The 23,602-nt window shown below is 56.5% G+C and carries 22 protein-coding genes and 1 riboswitch; of the genes, 9 read left to right on the plus strand and 13 right to left on the minus strand.

Annotation, left to right across the window (positions count from 1 at the left end):
• Nucleotides 1-103: 103 nt before the first annotated feature.
• Nucleotides 104-4,528 carry a Hint domain-containing protein gene (locus QWU00_RS04980; RefSeq protein WP_035378348.1) on the plus strand — a complete coding sequence of 1,475 codons (4,425 nt, stop codon included), beginning with the start codon at nucleotides 104-106 and terminating at the stop codon, nucleotides 4,526-4,528.
• Nucleotides 4,529-4,550: 22 nt separating this feature from the next.
• On the opposite strand, the gene QWU00_RS04985 is transcribed toward QWU00_RS04980, so the two are convergent.
• The 3 genes from QWU00_RS04985 to QWU00_RS04995 all read right to left on the minus strand — a co-directional run bounded on the left by QWU00_RS04985 (nucleotide 4,551) and on the right by QWU00_RS04995 (nucleotide 6,981).
• On the minus strand, nucleotides 4,551-5,150 hold the full coding sequence (locus QWU00_RS04985; protein WP_231551610.1) for a trimeric intracellular cation channel family protein: 600 nt from the start codon (nucleotides 5,148-5,150) through the stop codon (nucleotides 4,551-4,553).
• 35 nt (nucleotides 5,151-5,185) lie between these two features.
• On the minus strand, nucleotides 5,186-6,217 hold the full coding sequence (locus tag QWU00_RS04990) for a threonine aldolase family protein (RefSeq protein WP_035378345.1): 1,032 nt from the start codon (nucleotides 6,215-6,217) through the stop codon (nucleotides 5,186-5,188).
• Between the two features lie 45 nt (nucleotides 6,218-6,262).
• Nucleotides 6,263-6,372: riboswitch (SAM-I-IV-variant riboswitch) on the minus strand.
• A gap of 210 nt (nucleotides 6,373-6,582) precedes the next feature.
• A complete protein-coding gene (locus tag QWU00_RS04995; RefSeq protein ID WP_035378343.1) occupies nucleotides 6,583-6,981 on the minus strand; it encodes a hypothetical protein in 399 nt (132 codons plus the stop codon).
• A 181-nt stretch (nucleotides 6,982-7,162) separates the two neighbouring features.
• Between QWU00_RS04995 and QWU00_RS05000 the strand changes: the two genes are divergently transcribed.
• On the plus strand, nucleotides 7,163-7,741 hold the full coding sequence (locus tag QWU00_RS05000) for a nicotinamidase (protein ID WP_035378341.1): 579 nt from the start codon (nucleotides 7,163-7,165) through the stop codon (nucleotides 7,739-7,741).
• A gap of 102 nt (nucleotides 7,742-7,843) precedes the next feature.
• Here the strand turns inward: QWU00_RS05000 and QWU00_RS05005 are convergent, their stop codons facing one another.
• Complete coding sequence (locus QWU00_RS05005; RefSeq protein WP_081938965.1) at nucleotides 7,844-9,589, minus strand: Hint domain-containing protein; 1,746 nt, start codon at nucleotides 9,587-9,589, stop codon at nucleotides 7,844-7,846.
• A gap of 355 nt (nucleotides 9,590-9,944) precedes the next feature.
• Between QWU00_RS05005 and QWU00_RS05010 the strand changes: the two genes are divergently transcribed.
• Together QWU00_RS05010 and QWU00_RS05015 are read left to right on the plus strand one after the other, a co-directional pair.
• Nucleotides 9,945-10,820 (plus strand): META domain-containing protein, encoded by an 876-nt coding sequence (locus QWU00_RS05010; RefSeq protein WP_231551609.1) that lies wholly within the window; start codon nucleotides 9,945-9,947, stop codon nucleotides 10,818-10,820.
• A 216-nt stretch (nucleotides 10,821-11,036) separates the two neighbouring features.
• On the plus strand, nucleotides 11,037-13,235 hold the full coding sequence (locus QWU00_RS05015) for a TonB-dependent siderophore receptor (protein WP_052051187.1): 2,199 nt from the start codon (nucleotides 11,037-11,039) through the stop codon (nucleotides 13,233-13,235).
• A gap of 56 nt (nucleotides 13,236-13,291) precedes the next feature.
• On the opposite strand, the gene QWU00_RS05020 is transcribed toward QWU00_RS05015, so the two are convergent.
• Nucleotides 13,292-13,549: a hypothetical protein gene (locus tag QWU00_RS05020; RefSeq protein WP_035378338.1), complete on the minus strand. Its 258-nt coding sequence runs from the start codon at nucleotides 13,547-13,549 to the stop codon at nucleotides 13,292-13,294.
• Between the two features lie 343 nt (nucleotides 13,550-13,892).
• Between QWU00_RS05020 and QWU00_RS05025 the strand changes: the two genes are divergently transcribed.
• The gene (locus tag QWU00_RS05025; RefSeq protein ID WP_187668522.1) at nucleotides 13,893-14,504 is read left to right on the plus strand and encodes a DedA family protein; all 612 of its coding nucleotides are present in this window, start codon (nucleotides 13,893-13,895) and stop codon (nucleotides 14,502-14,504) included.
• Between the two features lie 12 nt (nucleotides 14,505-14,516).
• On the opposite strand, the gene QWU00_RS05030 is transcribed toward QWU00_RS05025, so the two are convergent.
• Nucleotides 14,517-16,496, minus strand: coding sequence for a Hint domain-containing protein (locus QWU00_RS05030; protein ID WP_052051186.1), 1,980 nt, complete (start codon nucleotides 16,494-16,496; stop codon nucleotides 14,517-14,519).
• Nucleotides 16,497-16,702: 206 nt separating this feature from the next.
• Here QWU00_RS05030 and QWU00_RS05035 point away from each other — a divergent pair, with 206 nt between their 5' ends.
• Nucleotides 16,703-17,392, plus strand: a complete 690-nt coding sequence (locus tag QWU00_RS05035) for a recombinase family protein (protein ID WP_231551608.1) — start codon at nucleotides 16,703-16,705, stop codon at nucleotides 17,390-17,392.
• Between the two features lie 58 nt (nucleotides 17,393-17,450).
• On the opposite strand, the gene QWU00_RS05040 is transcribed toward QWU00_RS05035, so the two are convergent.
• Both QWU00_RS05040 and QWU00_RS05045 read right to left on the minus strand, forming a co-directional pair.
• Complete coding sequence (locus QWU00_RS05040) at nucleotides 17,451-18,053, minus strand: TetR/AcrR family transcriptional regulator (protein WP_035378337.1); 603 nt, start codon at nucleotides 18,051-18,053, stop codon at nucleotides 17,451-17,453.
• Between the two features lie 3 nt (nucleotides 18,054-18,056).
• Complete coding sequence (locus tag QWU00_RS05045) at nucleotides 18,057-18,530, minus strand: nuclear transport factor 2 family protein (protein ID WP_035378335.1); 474 nt, start codon at nucleotides 18,528-18,530, stop codon at nucleotides 18,057-18,059.
• Between the two features lie 182 nt (nucleotides 18,531-18,712).
• Between QWU00_RS05045 and QWU00_RS05050 the strand changes: the two genes are divergently transcribed.
• From QWU00_RS05050 to QWU00_RS05060, 3 genes are all read left to right on the plus strand, one after another.
• Complete coding sequence (locus QWU00_RS05050; RefSeq protein ID WP_035378333.1) at nucleotides 18,713-18,901, plus strand: hypothetical protein; 189 nt, start codon at nucleotides 18,713-18,715, stop codon at nucleotides 18,899-18,901.
• A gap of 91 nt (nucleotides 18,902-18,992) precedes the next feature.
• Entirely contained in the window at nucleotides 18,993-19,424 is a 432-nt protein-coding gene (locus tag QWU00_RS05055; RefSeq protein ID WP_035378475.1) for a CHRD domain-containing protein, read from the plus strand.
• Between the two features lie 137 nt (nucleotides 19,425-19,561).
• Nucleotides 19,562-20,161: a YceI family protein gene (locus QWU00_RS05060; RefSeq protein ID WP_035378331.1), complete on the plus strand. Its 600-nt coding sequence runs from the start codon at nucleotides 19,562-19,564 to the stop codon at nucleotides 20,159-20,161.
• Between the two features lie 7 nt (nucleotides 20,162-20,168).
• Here QWU00_RS05060 and QWU00_RS05065 read toward each other — a convergent pair whose 3' ends face one another.
• From QWU00_RS05065 to QWU00_RS05085, 5 genes are all read right to left on the minus strand, one after another.
• Nucleotides 20,169-20,516 (minus strand): DUF3147 family protein, encoded by a 348-nt coding sequence (locus QWU00_RS05065; protein ID WP_035378329.1) that lies wholly within the window; start codon nucleotides 20,514-20,516, stop codon nucleotides 20,169-20,171.
• Between the two features lie 369 nt (nucleotides 20,517-20,885).
• Nucleotides 20,886-21,323, minus strand: a complete 438-nt coding sequence (locus QWU00_RS05070; RefSeq protein WP_035378327.1) for a hypothetical protein — start codon at nucleotides 21,321-21,323, stop codon at nucleotides 20,886-20,888.
• Nucleotides 21,324-21,676: 353 nt separating this feature from the next.
• Nucleotides 21,677-22,072, minus strand: coding sequence for a hypothetical protein (locus QWU00_RS05075; RefSeq protein ID WP_035378325.1), 396 nt, complete (start codon nucleotides 22,070-22,072; stop codon nucleotides 21,677-21,679).
• A gap of 40 nt (nucleotides 22,073-22,112) precedes the next feature.
• Complete coding sequence (locus QWU00_RS05080; RefSeq protein WP_035378323.1) at nucleotides 22,113-22,619, minus strand: GAF domain-containing protein; 507 nt, start codon at nucleotides 22,617-22,619, stop codon at nucleotides 22,113-22,115.
• Nucleotides 22,620-22,736: 117 nt separating this feature from the next.
• Entirely contained in the window at nucleotides 22,737-23,204 is a 468-nt protein-coding gene (locus QWU00_RS05085) for a hypothetical protein (protein ID WP_052051185.1), read from the minus strand.
• Nucleotides 23,205-23,602: the final 398 nt, after the last annotated feature.

Raw genomic sequence — 23,602 nt, forward strand, 5'->3', positions numbered from 1 at the left:
CAATGAGACTGTCATGCGTTTTTTTGACGACTATAGGTTACCAAATCTATACAAATAGTTCATTAATTCCAGATCATCTGATGTCGCCTGCTCTGGAATCCTCATGTCTGACAGCACTTCCTCCTCTCTCATTATTGCCTCTGCCCAGTCTTCTTCTGGTCTGATTATCAATGATGATCAGATTTTAACGGTTCAGGCAGGTGGCACTGCCATTGATACCCAGCTTGATCCTTCCCTGCGCCATACAGCAGATGATGAAGACACAGGCGGGGAAGAGGATGTTTACGGCAGCAGCCTGCGCACGCAGGTAAATGATGGAGATCAGGAGATTTATTCCGGCGGCGTGAGTATCAGCGCCACAGTCGGCAATGAAGGAACCGTATGGGTTGATGGAAGCGGCACGACGTCTGCACTGGTAATTTCCAGCGGAGGCTCAGCCGAGATCGGGAATGATGAGAGCGCTTTTGCCCCAACGGCCACAGCTTACGACACGACCGTTCTTTCCGGCGGCAACTTCTTCACCGACTACAATGCCATTGTAAACAACACGACCGTCAGGGGCGGCGGTTATATGGAACTTGCGGACAAAGGGGCCGTAGCATCCAGCGTTGTTGTACAGTCCGGCGGGGTGCTCCTTGTTGATTCAGGAAACACCGTACAGAACGCAACAGTTGAAAGCGGAGCCTTCTTTTTTGCCGAACCCGGTGCCTCGGCCAGCAATGTTACCGGCAGCAGCGCTGGGTATCTGGTCACCACCGATAATGACGTGATTGAGCAGATGGGCTTCATGTCAGGCAGTGCCCCCATTCAAACTGTTGATCTGTCTGATCTGCCCAACCCTGATGATGACATTCTTGAACTTCTGATTACGCCCGATACGGTCATCAACTCTTTAACCTTGACCAGCGCTACGGAGATCCAGAATTACGGGACGCTGTCGAGTATAAAATACACAGCGTCTGGCGAGGATCAGACGGAAGTTGATATTTTATCGGGCGGGCGCCTTGCCAGTGGCGTTCTGACAGCAGCAACCACAGACACCAGCCATAGTGCTTCTGACGTTCTGATGAACATTCACGTTGCCAGTGGTGGATCAGCCTCGTCTCTGGTGATTGAATCCGGCACGGTCCTCACGTTGGATGCTGGAGCATCCGGCACGCAGCTTTCTGCGGGAATGGGCGGAAAAATTGAAAACAGTGTTTTCTCATCCGGCACACAGATCGGGGTTGATGGCGGCATAACGAGCAGCAATGCCTTCTCCAACGGGACGACCGAGACAATATGGGGTGGCACCACCACCAATGACACCTTTCTCTCCGGGGCTAACCTTTATGTAGAGCAGCCCAGTGTTTTTACCTCTTCTGGTGCGGTTCCAACTATTGTTCGTCACGACACGTTCACAGATGCGGGGATGGAGTTGAACCGTTCCGTCTCTGGAGAAATAGACCATAATACGTTTATAGGCAGCCACGCTCTGGCCAATATAGACGATGACCCGAACGCCGTTATTTCCGCCAACACCTATTTGTCTGGAGCAAGCCTCTATCTTGGCGGCAGTGGGACCACCACCACCGGAGACATATTTGAAAACGGAGCACTAGAAGATCTGACATCTGGAGCAAGTGTCTCTTCGCAAACCTTTTCCAATGCATCCCTCGAAATGCAAAATGCCAGTGCCTCTGATCTGACGCTCGTGAACGCGTCTCTAGACGTTGGAGGTGGCAGCATCATCAAAAATACTGAAATTACCTCAGGCACCACATTGGGGCTTGGGGACGCTGATTTTGAAAATGTTACGATTGACGAAGGGGCTATCCTCACCCTCCCTATGGATGAAGCCCAGGTAAGCATAGAGGATGGTGTCCTTTACAGCACCAACTACGTTACCAATGCTGTAAGCCTTCTGAAAATCAAAGGACATGGTTCTTCTTTCAAACTGGAGACTTATGGGGATTCCGGCAACCAGCAATACATCCTTGAAGAAGGAACACCCTGTTACTGTCGTGGCACGCTTATTGAGACTGATGCCGGAGAGGTTGGGGTTGAAGCTCTGAAAATTGGAGATTTGGTCAAAACCCGTTTCAATGGGTACCAACCCATCCGCTGGATTGGGCGGCGCGCCTATTCCGGGCAGTTTGCTACGGGGAACCGAGATGTGCTGCCTGTGGTGTTCAAGGCTGGCGCATTGGGATGCGATGCGCACGGCCATGCGCTGCCCCGGCAGGATCTGGCTGTTTCTCCGCTGCATGCCATGTATCTGGATGAGGTTCTGGTGCCGGCAGTGCATCTGGTAAACGGAACATCCATTGTGCAGGCAGAGGCCATGGATGAAGTGGCCTATTTCCATATTGAACTGGAAAAGCACGACATCATTTTGGCAAATGGTGTGGAATCCGAGACCTTTGTAGATGATGGTTCGCGCGGGATGTTCCACAATGCGGCTGACTATGCCCGGCTTTATCCGGATGCTCTGCCAACCCCCGCCACATATTGCGCGCCCCGTGTGGAAGAAGGCCAGACGCTGGAGATCATTCGCCGCCGCCTGAACACACAGGAGACGCAGACTCCCCCTGCGACGGGACCTCTGGAAGGCTATCTGGACGTTGCCACCCGCACACATCTGCGCGGGTGGGCCCGTATGCCCAATAGCCGGACGCCGGTACGCCTGCGCATTCTGGATAACGGCAGAGTGCTGGGAGAAGCGGTGGCCGATCAGGCGCGTCCGGATGTAGGCGATAACTGCGGGTTCAGTTTTGATATTCCCGGAGGGTTAAGCCCCTTTGTGCGGCATGTGCTGGAAGTGCGCCGCACGGACGATAACGCTGCTATCGGGCACAGCCCCTGGATAATGGATATGGCCGCGCACAGCCCCGTGCATACCGTTATTCCCGTGCAGCCCAGCGGGCCGCTGAACGGGTTTGTGGACTGTGTCAGTCATGAAAACATCGCCGGGTGGGCTTATAATCCTGAAAAAACGGATGAACCTGTCGCGTTGCAGATTCTGGATAATGGCCAGCTTTTGACGACCCTTGTGGCAAATGGTCTGCGCCCGGATGTTAAACGGGCTGGGGCCTGCCCCACGGAGCGGTGCGGGTTCAACGTGCTTCTGCCTGCCAGTCTTTCCCCTTTCACGCAGCATGTGATTGAAATACGGCGGGAACAGGATGGCGCATTACTGGGCAAACCCCATGTGCTGCCTGCGGCCACTGCGTTTGACCACACAGTGGAAAAAGCGGTGGAAGAGGCTGTGGCCGCCGCCGCAGGGCAACCACAGCAGGACGATGTGCTCCACTTTCTACTGGCGCAGGCCGAGCGCCTGAAAAGCGCACGCGCCGCACACCAGAGCGGTATGGCAGCGCACCGTATTTCTGCAGCACGGCAACGGCGGGCGGCAACCCCTGCCCCCACTCGCCGCAAGCGTATGCTGGTTATTGATACGCGACTGCCTGACGCAGGACGGGATGCGGGCTCCTGCGCAGTACTCTCCCACATACGGGCCTGTGCTGCTCTGGGGTATGAGATCAGCTTTGTGGCCGCAGACCAGATGCTGGAAGGGACCAGCACTTTGAAAACGTTGCCACACGTGCAGGTTATGACCGCACCTTTCTATTCCTCTGTGGAAGATGTGCTACGCAGGCAGGCTGATAGCTTTGACGTTATTTATCTGCATCGGGTGGAAACCGCTGCACGCTATACTGGCTTGGTACGCCAATTCCAGAAACGGGGACGCGTCCTTTACAGTGTGGCCGATCTGCATTTTGTCAGGCTGGCACGGCAGGCACAGGTACAGTGCCGCCCGGAACTGCTGGCACAGGCCCGGCGTATGAAAGACACAGAATACAGCGCCATGCGGCAGGTGGACGCCGTGATCAGCCACTCACCGGAGGAAGCGGCGCTGCTGGCCGATATGCTGCCCCATATGCCTGTCCATGTGGTACCTTGGGCTGTAACTGCCCGCCCCCGTGTGCCAGCCTATGCGCGCCGGCAGGGAGTTATCTTTGTAGGCAATTATGGCCATGCCCCCAATATTGACGCAGCACGGTGGCTGGTAACCGAAATTATGCCCCATGTATGGGCTACAGCTCCTCATATCCGCTGCGTGTTGGCTGGTGCTGAAATGCCCGACACGATACGGGTTCTGGCGGGACGTAACGTGGACGTGGTGGGCCATGTACCGGATCTAACCCGCGTATTTGATGGCGCTCGCCTGAGTGTGGCGCCGCTGCGCTTTGGTGCTGGTATAAAAGGGAAGGTTCTGGACAGTCTGGCTTCGGGCCTACCCTGTGTCATGACGCCTGTAGCGGCAGAAGGTCTGTTCCTGCCTCAGACTTTGCAAAACCTGATCGGGCAGGATGCAAAAACGCTGGCTGCGCTTATTGTGGCTGCGCACGAGCAGGAGGCTTTCTACAAAACGGCCTCCAAGGCTGGGCGGCAGTTTGTGCGGGACCAGTTTTCCGAACAGGCGGTGCAAGACGCACTGCGTGCGGCCGTGAACCCGGCCGCCGCACGCTTGCAAAAAGTGATGTGAGCGGAGCTTACTGACCGGTTTTCTACCGCCGGTAAGTCGGCAGATTCAGGCCGTGGCGGATGGCCGCGCCACGCAGGAGGAAACCTGCGGCGAAGGAGATGCCTGTGGCGGCCACCATGGGCAGGCCGCAGGCGGTCAGCCCCACATAGCTGCCAGCGGAAAGAGCCGCCGCCGTTACGTATAGTTCGGGCCGAATGACGATAGAAGGCACATTGGCCAGGACATCGCGGAAGATGCCGCCCATGCAGGCGGTGACCACGCCCATAATGGCGGCAGGCACCCAAGGGATGCCGTAAGCCTGTGCCTTGGCTGCCCCATAAACGGCATAGGCGGCAAGGCCCATACCATCAAACCAGTCTATGGCGTGACGGGGCCAGAGGCGGGCTGGCGTGAACCACACCAGCATGGCCATGAGCAAACAGACCGCCAGTGGAGTGGAAGCGTGCATCCAGAAAACAGGTGCGCCTATCAGCAGGTCTCGCACCGTGCCACCACCCACGCCTGTAACCGCCGCAAAGAATGCGAAGGTGACGAGGTTCTGCCGGGCATGGGCTGCCTGCAATGCGCCGGAGATGGCAAACACGCCGGTAGCCACAATATCCAGGCGCGGCAGGGCCGACATGGAAAACGCCTGGATGGCGAGTAAATGCTCTGAGATCATACACTACAGGCAGCAAGATCAGCCGCCAGTTCATCCACACGGGCGGGGTCTGCATCCCACGCGAACATGAAACGCGCGCCGCCGCCAATAAAGGTATAGAAGCGCCAGCCGCGTTCCTGCAGGGCGATGAACACCTTTTCCGGCGCACGCAGGAAAACGGCATTGGACTGCACCGGAAACATCAGTTCCAGCCCCGGAACGTCACGCACGGCATGGGCCAGACGGAGCGCGCAGCTATTGCCATACGCACCATTACGCAGCCATGCTCCGCTTTCCAGCAGGCCAACCCACGGCGCAGACAGGAAGCGCATTTTGGAGGCCAGTTGCCCGGCCTGCTTGCAGCGGTAATCAAACCCTTCGGCCAAAGCATGGTCAAAGAACAGAATGGCCTCACCCACGGCCATGCCGTTCTTTGTGCCGCCAAAACACAGCACATCCACGCCTGCTTTCCATGTCATGTCGGCCGGGGTGCAACCAAGGGCGGCGCAGGCATTGGCGAAGCGGGAGCCATCCATGTGCAGGCGCAGGCCCAGTTCCCGGCAGGTGGCGGAAAGGGCGCTAATTTCCTCTATCGTGTAGAGTTCGCCCGTTTCCGTGGGCTGGGTAATGGTGACGGCGCGCGGCTTGGGGTAGTGGATATCTGTCCGGCAGGTGGCAAGCGTGCGCACATCCTGCGGGGTGAGTTTGGCGTTTTCCGTGCGGGCGACCAGCAGCTTGGAGCCGTTGGAGAAGAACTCCGGCGCGCCACATTCATCCGTTTCCACATGGGCGAAAGAAGAACAGATTACGCTGTTATAAGACTGACACAACGCGGCCAGCGCCAGCGAATTTGCAGCGGTGCCGTTGAAGGCGAAAAAGACCTCGCAATCTGTTTCAAACAGGGTGCGGAAGGCGTTGGCGGCGCGGGTTGTCCACTCATCCTCGCCATAGGCGGTGAGAGAGCCCTCGTTGGCCTGTTGCATGGCCTGCCACGCTTCCGGGCAGATTCCGGCGTAGTTGTCACTTGCAAATTGCTGGCTCACACTCATGGTCCTTTCTGACGTGCGGCTCCGGTAGCGAGGAGATGAGTGTGTGACTATGCCCGTTTTTGCCGGTCTGGCCACATCCCTTCACGTTTGTGAAGGCACCACCTTGCCGGGAGCAGGTTGGTGTCAGGCGACAGGCCTGACTCTTGATGTCTGGGCGGTGCAGTAGCAGAAGCGCGGGCGGCCCGCAACAGCCACTTTGCGGAGCGGAAGCCGGACTTGCATTCACGTTGCCACAGGCAGCATGGAGCCAGCCCCCATATGGCTGCAATCAGGCAGCGCCTCGCATCGCGGACCGGCCCTGCCACTGGCGGCAGGACTGATGGAAGGGGTGAGCCCTTCTTGCCCGTTTGCCTGAAACGCGCGCTCTAGACTGCGCCAGTAGCGTTCAGCAGAAGCTTGCACTTCACGAAGGACGTTTTATCCCGAAAGATGAACAGCAGATAGTAATCCAGCGAGCGGCTGCGGCGTTTGGAAGTATGCGCGTAGAAGGGGAACACATCAAACGGGCCTTCATACCCTTCTGGCACCGCACCGGCTGCGGCCTCGCTGGCCAGGAGGGTCTTGACGCGAAAGAGCGGGATATAGACGTGCGTTGCCCCGGCGTTCTTGCGAACATGCCACAGGTTTTTCCGGAATTTTCTTAACCTGTCAGGCAGGATGAAGATCATGTTTTCTTCAATGAAGCGTTCATCGGGGCTTTCCCGGCGCAGATACTGCATATCCTCGGGCATGTCACAGAAGAAATTGTAGCCCTGAATCTTCATGGTCCTGCGTGTGTCTTTCCTGCTCTGGTATGTTGTGTGTTCCATAAACACCACAGGGGGCAAAACAGCAACATAAGCCCGAACATGGCCGCGTTTCCGCCCGGCCCTGCGTGATCTTTCCCTTGGGGCCAAGGGCGGGTAGCCTGCGGAGGTGTCACAGCATTAACCAAGGAACCGAACCATGCGTGCAGGCCCGCAGGACGCGCTGATTATTGTTGATCTGCAAAACGATTTTCTGCCCTCCGGCCGCTTGCCCGTAGCCAATGGAGACCGGATTATTCCAGTAGTGAACCGGCTGGCCGCCCTGCCCTTTCAGGCCGTGGTGGCCACGCAGGACTGGCACCCGCAGGATCATTGCTCCTTCCCGGCCCAGAACGGACCGTGGCCGGTGCATTGTGTGCAGGGCACGGAGGGCGCGGAACTGGCTGCCCTGCTGCGGCCAGAGCCCCTTACGGCGATATTCCGCAAAGGCATGGCGCAGGATGTGGACAGCTATTCCGCCTTTGCCGACAACGCTGGCCAGAACCCCACGGGCCTGAAAGGGTTTTTACAGGAACGCAGCATAACCCGCATTTTTGTGTGCGGACTAGCATACGATGTGTGTGTAAGCCACACGGCACGGGACGGCATGGCGTTGGGGTTTGAAACCTGCGTGGTGGCCGATGCCTGCGCCAGCGCCGTAACGCCACCGGATGACGTGACAGCCAAGCTGCGCGCCGAAGGCGTACAGGTGGTGCGGGCCGAGATGCTGATGGGGTGAGGCTGGAGCGAAGCCAGAAAAAAGCCCTCAGGACACAGGTTCCTGAGGGCTTTTTTGTCACTTTCTCCCCCCGTGATGAGGGAAGAAACGATCTTTGACAGTTCAGGCCTGAAGAGCAGACTGACCTTCGATTTTCTGTTCAGAGAAATAGGGGCCAGCAGCCACAATCTGGATGCTCAGCATGCCCATTCCGTTAACAGCCTTGCCCAGCGGCAGTTCTGCGTTGCCATTGGTCCAGCGGTAGTCAGCACCTTCCAGAGGATACCAACCGGAAAGGTTTTCCGTGTCCGTGTGTGCTGTCACGTTGTGGGTGACATCCGCATTCACAACGCTCACTTCCCCGACCAGCACGCCAAGGTGACGACGATCATCCACAAACGGGCCGATCACATCGCTGGGGCGGTTGGAGCGGGACACCAGACGCACGCTGTTCACACCGGTAGGCAGCATGAAGGAAACGCGGCCTGCCTTTTCACGCACGGAGCGGATGATTGCGCCCGTGTTGGTGATCAAGTGCAGATCATGATCCGTGGTCATTGTGTAGGTCTGGGTTTCTTCCCGACGACCTTCAATGGAAGATGCACGCTGGGCGAGAGCTGCAAAAATGGGTTCTACAGCATCACGGCTGACGGCCAGCGGGGCTGCGGCATCTTCTGCCCAGCTTTTGGCACGGCCCAGAGACACAACATTTCCGTTGGAAACGAAAGCAGCACGGTTGCCGGTGTCCAGGTAGCTTTCAGTCAGCATCCCATCAACCGTCAGCACAGAATGCTCGGCCGTTTCAACGTGGTAATAGTCATAATCCGTGATGGAGCGATCATAGAAAATGGACGAACCATTGACCAGCATACGGGCCGGAACCATCTTGCCATCAATGAACAGGCAATGTTCCGCCGTGATCAGCATGTCTTTGTAGGGAACACCTTCAGCGAACGCGTTCTTGAGAATACGGACTGGATAGCCAGCCATATCGTCAGGCATGTCCGCCTTGATCTTGGCGTGTGCAACCCCCGTCCAGACCACTTCACGCGTGACATTCTGCCCATTGACCAGAGCAACAACATGGTCACCGCTACGCAGGTTTTCTACCGCAACATCGCCTTCTGGGGTGCGAACCATGCTGCCAGCAAGGAAGCAGATGTTGGAGTAGTCTACTGCCGTCAGGATGGTGTTTCCGTTGGCATCCGTGTAAACGGTAAAGCCTTCTACACCGTTAGCCAGAACCGGCTGGAAACGGCCTGTGGCCTGAAGTTCCGTACCATTCTGCGTCAGGGTGTAAACGCCATCATCCGTTTCACTGATGCCGTTACTTGTAACACCATCAATAATGATTGTATCACCCACTTTGATGCCTGTAATTTTGGACAGGATAGAAAGAGACACACCAGAAGCGACTTCAATAGTGCCGCCTTCCGTGCCGAAGGATATACCTGTGGTGGTTGTTCCTACGCCATTTAAAATCAAGTGACCGCCATTATTGACAACGACAGATGCTCCAGCCGCCATATTTAGCGGACCAAGAGTAACAACACCACCGTCCTCAACATTAATAGAAGATCCACCACTTAAATTGACGTTACTCGTAAAAGTAATAGTACCACTTACATTAACGTTAGTGCCATAACCTTGAGCAGCAGATCCAATATTCCATACATTGGAACTCTGACCTCCAATAGCTAGGGTAACACCAGAGTCAATGTTTACATTCGCCCCGTAGGTACCTCCAGATATTTGGTAGTTATTATAAGTGCTATCAATTTCGATTGTACCATCTGTGGCACTAAGAGTTACTGGATCTACAAAAGGAGTATCTGAATTATAAAGAGTGACGGTCGGTACGTAGGCCATTGTTTAATTTCCTAGATTCGAGATCAGGCTATAGCCCTGCTACAGGGTGGACAGAATTTGCCTAACATCTTTTGTTTCTAAAAAGCAAACCGATTCTGTTAACTATATCCTAAAAAAAAATTAACCAGTTCCCTCTTGTTAAACGACCCAACATCAACAGCTTATGGTCGTCCCTTAATAGAAATGCTTAATCAAACCTCATCTCTTGTTAGATCAGAAGACGACATGCAGGCCCTGTTCCTTGGAACGGGGCCTGTTTTCATTTGGAGGGTTGGGCAGAAAACTCTTCCTTAACAGCGGGCGGGTTCTGCGGCACACTTGTTTGATGGAACAGACACGAGACAGGACTGAGATCATGCGGGCTTTCAGGCTTTCTTCTGGCAGACAGGGCGTGGTGCGGCGAGGGGCTGGTGGCGCGAAGGAGCGCGGCGTACGCTCCATCAGAGTCATGGGGGTGGCGGGGGCTGCTTTGTGTGCATCCGGGTTCCTGGTGGGGTGCGCCACGCAGGAGGCAAAGCCGGTGGCGTCATCCCACGCGGCGGGTGCCGTATATCAGGCCTCTGGCAATGAGCCGTTCTGGCATCTGACGCTGGCGCAGAATACGCTTACGCTGCAACAGCCGGGCAGCCCGGAACTGGTGCGGGCGGTGACGCATGCACACACGGACTCTGGCGAACGGATTTATGAAGCCCAGGATCTGAAAGCGGTGATGACACCGGGCACCTGCACGGACAGCATGAGCAACCAGCGCTTTACGGAGAAGGTGCGCGTAACGCTACAGGGCCGCACATTGCAGGGCTGTGGCGGGGATTCACAAGGTCCGGCCAGCCTGAATGACACACGCTGGGTTGTCACAACCCTGAACGGCAAGCCTCTTGCCGCCAGCAATCATGCCCCTACCGAAGCAGACCGCACAACGGACCAGCCGAACCATGACCATGAGCCGCCGTTGGTAGCCCCTACGCTGGACGTGAATGCAACGGGCAAGGTTTCCGGTTCTGATGGGTGCAACCGCTATGTTGGTGGCCTGACATTCGGCCCCAAAGGCCGGGTGGAAGCCTCAAAAGCAGGCGGGATCAGCACCATGATGGCATGTATGGGCCCGGGCGGTGCACTCTCCCGCAGCTTCAATGACCTCAAACAGGCTGTGACCCGCTGGCATGTGGATGGCACGACGCTGGTACTGGAAACTGCTGATAACCGCACCATTCGCCTGCGGCAGGTGTTCTGAAACACTTACCTTTTTCTGAAATGTTGAACAGGGGTTTTGCCGAGGCCCCTGTTCTTTCTGGTTGAGAGAGTCCCCTCCATAAAGTTATTGCGAATCAGTTGCAGTATTAACCTTATCTCACTACGGTGCCGCCCGCACACAAGACGCTGTTTTGAAAGCCCCTGCACCCACCAGCAGAGCGGGGGGTTCAGCAGCCTCTCACGAATGAGGATAAGAATGCGCGCGGTTCTGCTGGTTTCCACGTTGATGATTGTGCCCTTTGCTGCTGGAATGCCTGCCCGTGCGCAGGACGGTATGGAAAGACCTGCCAGCAAACACAGTCCCTCTGCCGAGGCGAAAAACAAAGCCAGCACAAAAAAGAAAACGGAAACGCAGGAGCATGTGGATGTATTGGGCAAGCGCTCGCTGATCCCGTCCGAACAGACAGGCTCGCTGACAGTGCAGGCCACTACGGTTGCCACCCGCCTGCCGCTGACACTGCGTGAGACGCCGCAATCCGTAACGGTGCTGACACGCCGTTTTCTGAATGATTTCACACTCCAGAATGTCAATGACGCCCTGGGCCACGCCACGGGTATAACCGTGCAGCGTGTGGAAACGGACCGCACCTATATCTCCGCCCGTGGGTTTGATGTTTCCAATTATCAGTATGACGGCATTGGGCTGCCTTTTTCCCAAGGGACGCAGACCGGCGCGATTGATACTGCGATCTATGACAACGTGACCGTGCTACGCGGGGCCAATGGCCTGCTGTCCTCTACCGGTAATCCCTCCGCAACGGTGGATTACACCCGCAAGCGCGCCACGCGGGATTTTCAGGCCAGTGTGGAAGGCACCGTGGGATCATGGGCCAAGCGCCGCGTGGTGGGGGATATTTCCGGCTCCCCTATTGCATCCGGCCGCCTGCGCGGGCGGCTGGTTGCGGTGTATGAGAATGGAGAGTCCTACCTCAAACGTTACTCTCAGGAAAAAACCGTTGTGTATGGCACGGTTGAAGGCGATCTGGACCAATATACCACTGTACGGCTGGGCTATGTGTGGCAGCAGAACAACCCCAACAGTTCCATGTGGGGCGCGCTGCCTTTGTATTATACGGATGGATCGCCCACGCATTACAGCCGCTCGACGTCCTCGGCGGCAAAATGGTCTTACATGAACAACCGGGATTCGCAGATGTTTGCGGATATCAGCCGCCAGATCGGGTCTCACTGGAAAGTGCGGTTGTATGCCTTCCACCGGGTCATGCAAACAGATGGCAACCTGTTTTACACTTACGGCACACCTGACCGGGAAACCGGACTGGGCCTGTATAGCTATCCCTCCCGCTATACGGGATCAGAAAGCCAATGGATTGGGGATCTTTCCGCCACAGGCTCCTTCAATATAGGGGGGCGCACGCACCAGCTTGTGTTTGGGGTGAATGCGGCGTCTGCACGGTCGCGCCAGTTGTCCAACTACTCGGCGGATGTGGGGACGGCCCTGCCCCCGCTGGAAGGATGGAATGGCAATTACCCCCAGCCGCCTTTTACCGCGTATGATGAAACCGCCAGTTTTAACCAGACGCGTGAGAGCCTGTATGGCGTGTTACGACTCAACCCGTTCCGCAATGCGCATCTGTTTGGCGGGGCCAACCTGACCCATGCTGAAAGCACGGGTTACAGTTACGGGGTGCCCAGCAATTATTCCGCAACACGCCCCTCCCCTTTTGCCGGGTTTACGTATGATTTCCTGAAACACTACACATTTTACATCAGCTATTCGAAAATCTTCAATCCGCAGTCTGAACTGGATGAGAACCGCCGGATTCTGGGGCCGGTGAACGGGGATAATCTGGAAGGTGGAGTAAAAGCCGCATGGTTTGACAACCGGCTGAATGTCTCCCTCACCGGGTTTCATGTTCACCAGAACCATCTGGCGGATGCTGCTGGCTACTTCTTTGACGGGCAGAGCTATTATAAGCCCATCAATGCGCAATCTGCCGGAGCGGAGTTTGATATCTCCGGCCAGATTACCCGCAACCTCCAGATCATGGCGGGCGGGTCGCTCATGAAAATCTATGATCAGGACGGCAACCCCGTACGCACCTATGTACCACGCCAGACCCTACACGCCGCGCTGACATGGCAGGTGCCGTATGTGCCACATTTGCGGGTAGGGGCCAACGTGACATGGCAGGGCCGGATCTGGCGTGATCAGGGCGTGACCTCAACAACCACTGGCCGGGAGATTATTACCCGCCAGCATAGTTACGCACTGGTGGACCTGATGGTGCATTATGATCTGGGCAAGCACTGGCAAATGACGGGCACGCTGAACAACATTACCAACCACAAATATCTGACCTCCCTCTACTGGGATCAGGCCTATTATGGTGCGCCGTTCTCCGGCATGTTTACCCTGCGCCACCAGTTCTGAACCATCGGGAGCTTTCCGCACCGCCAACGCAGGCAGTGCGGAAGCAAACATGCCGCTCAGGCGGCCATATCATCTTCCATGCCGGGAATATCGCCCATGGTGGCAAGATATTCGGGTTCTCCATAGTCACCCAAATCTTCATCCACCGCCATACGGACCAGCACCGCGCCATCCAGACTGAGCAGCCCGGCGCGGGCCTTGTCCATGCGGCGCTGACCGTCTTCCACACTACGGCAGGCGATGGGAGTGCCGGGCTGGAGCGTATGATTTTTCCATAAATAAGGCTGAAACACGATATGTTGGGTTTCGGACATGGGAGCCTCTTGAAGAACGATATATGTTCTATTTTTGTTCTTATTTTGCGCTATACGCCCGTGATAAAAAACTGGCAACAGGATTCTGCAAGGCGGGCTGACGGATGCAGAAACCGTACATACAGCCATGCACCAGCCTGCCTTTCCTGATAGGGCAACTTCCCTCATGCTCCGCAGCACCCAAGGGCACCCTGCCCCAGCAATACTGGGCGGGAAATGCGGTGGCTTGGGCACCGGTTAACGTTGTCCGTGCGCCTGCGTGCGCCTGAACTGAGGATCAAGACCCCTGCTGCATCATCTGGATCATCTGCTTCAGCATTACGGGTATGGCATTGTAACCCTGATGGTGATGATGGAGAGCATGGGCGTGCCCGTGCCTGCCGAGGCCTGTATTATCACGGCGTCTCTGTACAGCCTGAAAACCCACCATCTGGCAATTGAGGGCGTGGCGCTGGCGGCCATTCTGGGCGCAGTGATTGGCGATAATTTCGGGTATCTGATCGGGCGTAAGGTCGGGCTGCCACTATTGCGAAAGTATGGCGGGCGCATTGGCCTGACAGAAGACCGGCTGATTCTGGGGCAGTATCTGTTCCGCCACCATGGCAGCGCCATTGTGTTTATTGGCCGCTTTATTTCCCTGCTACGGGTTTTTGTGGCCATTCTTGCCGGTGCCTGCCAGATGGCATGGCCGCGCTTTATGGTTTTCAACGCTTTGGGGGGTACCTGCTGGGCTGGAGGCTATGCGCTGGGCACGTACGCGCTGGGCAAGAAGATTTCTGAAGTATCCGGCCCCAGCGGCATTGCCATTGGCGTGCTGACCGCCATTGGGCTGGTGGCCAGCGGGATGTTCCTGAAAAAGAATGAAGCCCGCCTGACGCAAAAAGCTTTGGAAGAAGCACGGGCGGAGGGAGAGCTGCCCTCCGCACCGGGTTCCCACCCGCAAAGCGCGCAATAAAACGCAGCAGGATCAGACGGTTTGCGCCGTTATCCCTGTGTCTGCCTGTAGCTTGATCTGGTAAGGCCCTGCGGTCTGGATTCTGAGGGACAGCATACCTATTTTTCCACCCAGAAGATAATTGCCCAGCGGCAGCACGGCGTTTCCATCCGTCCATGCCACGCCATTGCCGCCCATATCCTCATACCATCCCTGTGGCTTACGCGCGTGCAGATGAGAGGTGATTTTGTAAGGGCCTTTCACCACCAGCAACTGTACGTCTTCCACACCGACCCCCATAGGGCGACGATCATCCACAAACGGGCCTATCACGTCACACGGGCGGTTGGTGCGGGACACAAGGCGGACGGATGTGATGTCCGATGGCAGCATGAAGCTGTAAACCGGGCCTTCACGCCGGAGGGGGCGAATAGTGCCGCCTTTTTCTGTCAGCAGGAGCAGATCAGGATCATTGCTGATATGGATGGTCTCGGTCTGCACATTTGTGACGTTGACTTTGTTTTCACGGCATTTCAGCTTGTAAAACAAAGGTTCGACAAAAATACGGTCCACCCCCAGAGGGGCTGCGGAGTTCGTGCCCCAGGAGCGGGTTTTCCCACGTAGCACGGCAACTTTGCCATTTTGCACGAAGGAAGCACGATTGCCGGTATCCAGATAGCTTTCCGTCAACATGCCATCTGCGGTGATAACGGAATGCGGATCTGTTTCCACATGGTAGTAATCGTACACAGGAAAAGATTTATCGTAGAACAGGGATACGCCATTGACCAACATGCGCACCGGCACAAATTTATCTTCAAAAAACAGGCAATGTTCTGAGGTAATGAGCATGTCCTTGTAGGGCACGCCATCGGCAATAGCATTTTTCAGGACACGGACCGGCCACCCTGCCTCATCATCCGGCAGGGTAGGGTTGACGGTAACACGCCCTTTTCCAACCCACACAACGGGACGGATGATGTCTCGGTTGTTTCTCCAGTCAAACGCGACAATCTTGTCCCCTACCAGAATGTCTTCAATAGCCACATCTCCTTTGGGAGTGCGGATCATGCTTCCGGCAAGATAGCAGTTGGCGGCATCTGTTGTGGCGTTGAAGGTGACAGGTGTTCCGTCCGTTGTGGCAGGGTCCACCACATCCCAGCTCCCATCGGTATTCTGAGTGATTTTAAAGGTGCCTATGGTAAAGACAGGGTCCGTATCCAGAACAACATCCGTGAATTTGATACCGTTGCCGTAATTGTCAAAAGCGATGAAAATTGTATAGCTGCCATTGCCATTGCTGGACCATGACGCAGAGACAGGCGTGTGGCCGCCAGCCTCAATGCGGATAACCGTGTTATCATTATAACCGGATATCTGCGTGCTGACTGTCTGGTTGTAATCCTGAAGAACAATGTAGTTTTTGGTATTATCAACCTCAATGCTCTTACCGGCCGCGGCATTGTTGATGTACAGCGTTGAGCCGTTTTCCAGCACTGTTGTCAGGTTCTGGCCCACAGCCATATAGGACGTTGTGCTGCCCAGGGTTGCATTATCAAGAACAACCGCGCCGCTGCCGTTGATGCTGTGACTATCTATAAGGGCCGCGGCATTGGAGATTTTGAGAAGGCCGTCTATCTCCGGGTTGTTGCCCAGAAAAACCTGACTGGTGGTGTTGATATCCAGTTCACCACCCTGCGCAATATCAAGGTTATTGACGTTAAACGCATACTGCCCGCTTGGCTGCACGCCAGAGACGGTCAGCGTTGCGTTATCCCCAATTTCCAGACTGCCGACCTGGGTGGCGGCTTCCTGACTTTTACTGGCGTCATAGTCTACCGTAGTCGGGTTTTCTTCCGTTCCAGTGATTATAACCGAGGCGTAATTTATATCTTGCGGGACATAGCTTTCCGTATAAACGCCATTAATCCACTGGCCTCCGTAAGTATCCTCCCAGTTATCGCGGTCCCACCAGGCTATATTCTGAGCGTTCCCCGACCATTTAACTGCCACTTATAACTATCCTTTCCCAAATCTTAAGTTGCGCAGAAATTTTTTGTTAGATTTTTACCATCCAAATTATGTTTCTATTGCATTAACTATTTGAATAGCGTAGTAATATCTATATCTGATTAAATGTGAGGCGCGCGGTGTTTCTGCTTGCGCAACTTAAGAGTTTGACAAGAAACTTCTCTGTGTTTTCGTGTGTTTAGGCGCTGATGAATACACTCCCATCTCGACGAAAAGTGGGGTACGCCCGTGTCAGTACGGTCGGGCAGACTCTGGAACTTCAGATAAAAACTCTTCAGGAATTTGGATGCCGCAGGATCTACCGCGAAAAAGCGAGTGGCGCGGATTCCGAACGGGCGGAACTGCGAAAACTGATTGCCGGACTAAAGGAAGGGCAGTCCGTGGTAGTTACGCGCCTGGACAGATTGGCGCGGAGCACGTTTGACCTTTTTGCTATTGTGAAGAGCATTACTGACAAAAAAGCGCAGTTTTACTCTCTGGCAGAACCGTGGACAGATACCAGCACTAGCACAGGACGGCTTATGCTTGCGGTTCTGGGTGGTTTGGCCGACGTGGAACGGGACCTGATCCGCACCCGTACTTCAGAAGGGCGCGCAAGGGCTATCCAGCAAGGCAAACGGATGGGCCGCCCGCCCCGTATCACACAGGAACAGCGGCGGGAAATTGCCCAAAGGCGACAGAATGGAGAAACACTTCGGGCCATAGCCAAGGATTATGGCATGAGTGACAGTACAGTCTCCCGCATTGTCAGCGGCAAAGATAGCCATGCCAGCCGCAAGATAATGACGGAGAAAAAAGCGCCTGCTACCGGAGCAGCGACGCAACAGATGAGAGGGGCTTCTTGCCGCCCCCGCTCTTCAACACGGAGCGCCTTCTAATCTGGCAGGCTTTTCAAACGCTTCTCCCGCAGCCAATTCTTGTGTGCTGGCACACATATCATCGCTCTTTTGGGGAAAGGACAAAAGGGTGTTCAGGCGTGGAGACCGTAATCAAACGTGCGGCCAACCGGCTGAGGGCGCGGGGGAACAGGGTTGAATCCTGCATGGCGCGGGCCTGCACCAGAGCGCCCTGAATGGTGGCGATGGCCTCCTCCGCCAGAGTAGAGGCAGCCGGTTGTGGGTGGCCCGCACGCACAAGCGCCTGTGTCAGGGTGCTTTGCCATGTGGCGAAATAAGCACGGATACGGGTGGCAAAGCGGTCCCGCTCATCACCCAGAGCAAACAGGCCCACAAGGCAGATACGCTGGCCGGATTCAAAATAGAGTTCCACCTGCGCCAACATATGCCGGATGGCCTGCGGGGCGGAAGGGTCATCCCGCAAGGGCTGGAAAATGGCGGTTTCAAACCAGCGATCAATAGAGGCCAGAACGGCCTGCGCCATTTCCTCCTTCCCGCCGGGGAAGGCGTTATACAGGCTGCCTTTGCCTGCACCTGTTGCGGCGGTCATGCGGGCAACGCTTGCGCCTTCATACCCATATGCGCGGAACACCTCCCCCAATGCGGGAAGAAGGCGGTTACGGACAGCCGCTTTTTCTCCCATCCGTTACAGCCCCAGCTCTGACAGGCTTGGGTGCTCTGCCGGGCGGGGGCTGGCGCGGTCCCAGAAAAACAGGCGTTGGGCTTCCTTTATGGGTACATCGTTAATGCTGGCGTGGCGGGTGTGCATCAGGCCGTTGGCATCAAAGGCCCAGTTCTCATTCCCGTAGGAGCGAAACCACTGGCCTGCATTATTGCGCCATTCATACGCAAAGCGCACGGCCAGCCTGTCCCCCGTGAAGGCCCAGAGTTCCTTGATGAGGCGGTACTCGTGCTCCTGTTGCCATTTGGCCACCAGAAAGGCCTCTATCTGCGCACGGCCTTTTATGAAGCTGCTGCGGTTGCGCCATGTGCTGTCTGGAGAATAGGCCAATGCCACCCGGGCGGGGTCCCGGCTGTTCCAGGCATCTTCAGCGGCGCGCACCTTCTGCACGGCAGTTTCAAAGCTGAACGGAGGCAGAGGCGGGCGGCGGTCAGACATGGAAACTCCTGCAAAGCGGGATAGCCCGGTTGATATAACAGGTAGTCTGTACCAATTGGTACAGGTCAGTCAAGCAAAACGAGCCTAACTGAAAAGAGCCTGATTTTTCAAAAAAACGTCACATGCGTGCAAGAAAATAGTGCTTAAAAGAAGGCAGTTCTCCTTTTTATGTGAGCACGAGCATGACGCCCTCTTCCTGTTCCACCCCGGAAAACGAGCAACGCTGCTCCCGCCATGATGCGGCAACCCAACGGTGGCTCAAGACCATTCAGCAGACCATGAGGAAAACCGCCATTCAACCGCGTGTGCATTTCCAGCGCGTACCGCAACGCCCGGTAGATGATGAGGGTATTTTGCGGGATTTTGAGTAATCAGCCGGGAACGGTACGGAACACCTGACGTTAGAGAAGGAAAAACCCGTAAGGGTTGCCCTGTTTTTTCTTGCTGAAGGAAACCGTATTCATGCTTTTTCAGCACCGAGCCCTTTTTTGTGCAGCCATGTTGGGCGGTAGCCTGCTGGCAGGACACACCTCTGCCTTTGCCGAACGCAGTGAACGGTTTTCTGGTATATTCTATGGCGAGCACGGCACGACCACCAAACCCACCGGCAGGGTGGACGCATTGTTCTACCCGGCGGCCCATGTGCTGCGCTATTCCATAACATGGGACAAACTGAGCGGCCCTGTCACTGCTGCCCATTTTCATGGTCCCGCCCGCAAGGGGCATGATGCACCGGCCGTTATTTCCATTGATGGCCCGTATAAGAGCCCGGTGACAGGGAGCGTGAGCGTCAATCAGGATCAGGAAGACATGCTGCATAATGGCACGCTGTATGTGAACCTGCACACTCATGCGCACCCAAGTGGAGAAGCCCGCGCCCAACTGGCGCAATAGCCCCCTGCCCCTACGGCACAGATTTCTGGCGCGACCTGTGGCGTGGCAGCGCATGGCAGCATATCGGCTGATGCACATGCAGAGCGGAAACTCTGCCATGGTATCAGCCGTTTTTATGCATGTTATAGGAAAGGGATATGAACCACATGCGGCTTACCGCCATTCTGGCCTCAGCTTTTCTTCTTACGGCAGGTACTGGTATGCTGGGCACGCCCTCCGCCCATGCTGCCACGCAACATGTGACGCTGACCCCCAGAAATACACAGGCCCTGCTGCATGCTCGCTCCGCCCTGACGGATATTGATGGCACCTTTGAGACTGTCAGCGGCACGCTGGCCTATGATCTGGAAGCACAGACCTGTCAGGTTGATCTGACCATGGATGTCAATTCCCTGAAGGTGGGCAGCGCCGTGTTACGCAGCGTGATGCTCTCTGGCCTGATGCTGGATAGTGATACGCACCCGGCCATGCATTATGTGGGCCATTGCGTGCCAAAAATTGTAAAAGGCAAACTTTACACGCAACTTATAGGGAACCTGACCATGCGGGGACAAACCCACCCGCTGACCTTTGCCGTGCAGATGCGCTTTACCGGCAATACACTGACCACCATTGCCAGCACCGCCACGTTTGATCAACGCCAGTGGGGGCTGAGCACGCTGTTGCATTCTGTGGACCCGATGGTGAAAACGGAAACCATCATTACCCTGCCTGCCCCTTCTGCAAAGCAGGGGTAATGGGCGCTTAGGGAGAAATGCCGAACCGCCCCGCCAACCATACAGCCACAAGGTACAGCACTGCTGTCACCACACAGCCGCCCAGCAACGCGGCATAAAACGGCACTCCATTCCGCATGGCCAGCGGGATAAGCAGGAACATGGGAAGAGAAGGCAGCACGTACCACAACGTGGCACTCACATGCGCTTCCATGCGGGCCGGGTCTTTTGTTTCCTGCCACAGCCAGATCATGCCCAGAATGGAAATGAGCGGCAGGGAGGCCACCAGCGCCCCGAAACCGGGATATCGCCGCGCAAGGGAAGAGACAGCGGCAATAATCAGGCCAGACAAAAACGCTTTCAGCCAAAAAAACATAAGATGGGGTTCCTCTGTCTTTGGCAGGACAGGCTCTATGAAGCCCCGTGACCTTACGGGCTTCCCTACACATTGGAAGGGTTGGGCATGAAACACACATGCCACGCAGAACCCTGCCTGATGCGGGAAACCGGCTAAGCTTTTAAGCCGCCCGCCGGGGAAAACCGGCCCAGAAGAAGGCAGGACGGCGGGATAGCCCCGCAAGCAGTGCCGTTAGACGCTGCTTAAACAATGGGGCTGGTGGAGTTTTTAGGAGCTGAGGGCGTTGGATTTTCCGTCCCGATGCCTCAGCATCGCGCCTTCAAATCCGCCTTCAGGCCTCCAAAACTCTCTCACCAGCCCTCCCTTGCTGCTTCTTTAGCCAAGGTCTTAGAAGTGGGTATCATCCTGTCCGGCTGGAGCGGACTGGGTCTGGCCCTGTGCCGGAGTGTTGGACGGAGAGGGTGTGCCAGCGGGCGTGTTAGCGGTCATTTTGCCGGGCTGGGTGGAGTGTTCCACGTCATAAGCCGTGGCTTTTTCCTCATACGTGCCCTTTGCGCCGGGGTGTTCCTGATCGTACAGGGCGGCCTTCTGTTTGGCTTCCTTGCGATATACGTGGCGACGATACATGCCGGTCACACAGCCACCCAGAGCGCCGATAACACCATGATGCACCACATGGCCGCCCACGGCACCCGCTGCCCCGTATTTCAGGCAGCCCCCGGGTTCGGCCTGCGCCACGGAACCCATGCCTGGCGCACCCGTGCCAACAATACCAGAGCTGAGGGCCACAACGGCTACCGCCGCCAGAGTTGTCATTCGACGCATTGTGTCTCACATCCTTCAAGCTGCCATACAAACCGGCAGAACTATTTGCCTATGATAGCCGCCTGAGGGGAGAACGCCAAACCCCTGCCCCTGCACGGGCCATATACCCGCCCTGCAAACCCGGTTGCGTTTCTGCTTGATCCGCTATTTTCCGGATGCGGCAGAAGTAGCTTGCGCGTCCCGCGCCTGAATGGTGGCGTGCGCAGAAAACTCACAGAGGAAACAGGCCTCAAACGGTAGCGGCGGGACGTACCGCCCTTTTCACTATGGCGAGACATCATGGCGCAAGAGTGGCAGGCTGGTTACGGCAAGCCCGTTTGATCAGGCTTGGCTGGCAGACTGTTCAACCGGCTTTACTGAACGCGACAGTTGCGGTCCGTATGCCGACGGGGGCCGTGCTCCGTACTGCCGGAGCCACCAAGGCCGCCCATGCCGTTGGGGCCTGTCATCCCCGGCCCTGGAGACATTGTTCCGTGCGGGGGCACACCCCGGCAGGTGGAGCGGCTTCGCCCATCATAGGACCCGCTGTGGCACCCTGCCAAAGGCAGCCCCAGAAGCAGAAGAGCCGTAAAAGAAAGAACGCGCGGAACCATGCAAGTCTCCAGAACAAAAAATGTCAGCCCATCCGCCTTTTCCGTCAGAGCAAGGGCTGTATTGTGGGCTGCCGTTTCTAAAAAACCCGTAGAGGTAAGGCAGAAACAGAAGCCAACGCGGCAGACCACACGCCCCACGGAGGCGAACGGGATCATGCGCCAGAACGCCGGACGTGCAGGGACGTTGCCGAGGCTGTTAGAGGCTTCCGTTTTCCACGCCTTGGCTGGCGGGGCTGGCGGCAAGAGTGGCTGCCAGATGCGCCACAATCTGCTCCAGCAAACTCTGATCTGCGGGGGAGAAACGGTTGGGCCGGGGGCTATCCAGATCAAGCACGCCCACAAGCTGACCATGCACCAGCAGAGGCACCACAATTTCCGAAGCCGATGCCGCATCACACGCAATATGGCCGGGAAAGAGGTGAACATCCGGCACCACCAGCGTGGTCCGGTTCTGCGCTACGGTGCCGCATACGCCTTTGCCCAATGGAATGCGGGTGCAGGCCACCCGGCCCTGAAACGGCCCCAGCACCAGTTCGCCCTGCCGCAGCAGATAGAACCCGGCCCAGTTGAGGTCTGGCAGGGCTTCAAACACCAGGGCCGAGATATTGGCCAGATTGGCAATGAGATCTGTCTCGCTCTCAAGCACGCCCTGCACGGCGGGCAGCAGATCATCCGGGGTCAGGCGATGGGTGGGTGCGCTCATGAAAGGGGGCCTTCTGGCAGAAAGCAAAGGAGAGAAAAACGTGCCGTGACACACAGCAACCGCATGGCCTGCGCCGCCCCGCCGGGTTTTCCTTCAGGGCGGTCTCAGGGTATGGGGTTAGCGGCTTTTCAGCAAATCCGGGCCGCGCAGCGCGGAGCGGCTGCACACGGCGGCGCGCTGGTCCCGGTTGAGGGTTGTGACATCAAACATGGTCTTTCCGCCCAGTTCCAACTGCCCGGTGCCGCCCCATGCATAGGCCGGGTTGGTGGCCACCCCTTCCCGCGCAGCCAGCTTACGGCCCAGTGAGCGCACGGTTGTGTCTGTGACCAGCTTGTGGCTGTAGCAATAGGCCATCAACCCCGCCACGTTGGCCGGAGAAGCATGTTCCACCGTGGGAATGCCATCATAATCCAGCACGCCTGGGGCTGCTGTGGTGGCTGTCATGGACGGGGGGACGGCTGGCACTTTCAGGATTTTGGCGGCATGGGCCTGCTGTGGAGCCAGGGGGGCAAGAGCCACCACCGCGGCGCAGCCAGAAAGAGCCAGAGTGGCCACTGCTTTGAAAACCGGACGAAATGCCGACATGAACATGCTCCTAACGCAAAATGAAACGCGTGATCCAAGGTGCGCCAGAGTGGGGCAGATACGCGCCGCCAGCAAGAGCAGAGGGAAGATGGCTGGGTTTTGGGTGCATGCGCGGTACAGGCGGCATCACATGATCTTCCATCCCGAGGGGGAGGCTTTTATGCTCTCATCTCTCCAGAAAGTGCGCTATGTTTCTGTGCTGCGGCACCATACAGGCTTTCAGAATGCGCAAGGATAATCAGGCTACGACGTTTATCTTATCGGCTCTGCCTGCGTGACATGGACGCAATATTATCTACCACGCCTGTCATGGGGCGCATTCCCTGTCCATCAAGACGGATCGTGCTTTTTCTTGCAGGTGCAGGGCGGTATTATAATGGATAATCCTGTTGGGATTG

The organism is Acetobacter tropicalis, from assembly GCF_030644465.1.
Lineage (GTDB): Bacteria > Pseudomonadota > Alphaproteobacteria > Acetobacterales > Acetobacteraceae > Acetobacter > Acetobacter tropicalis.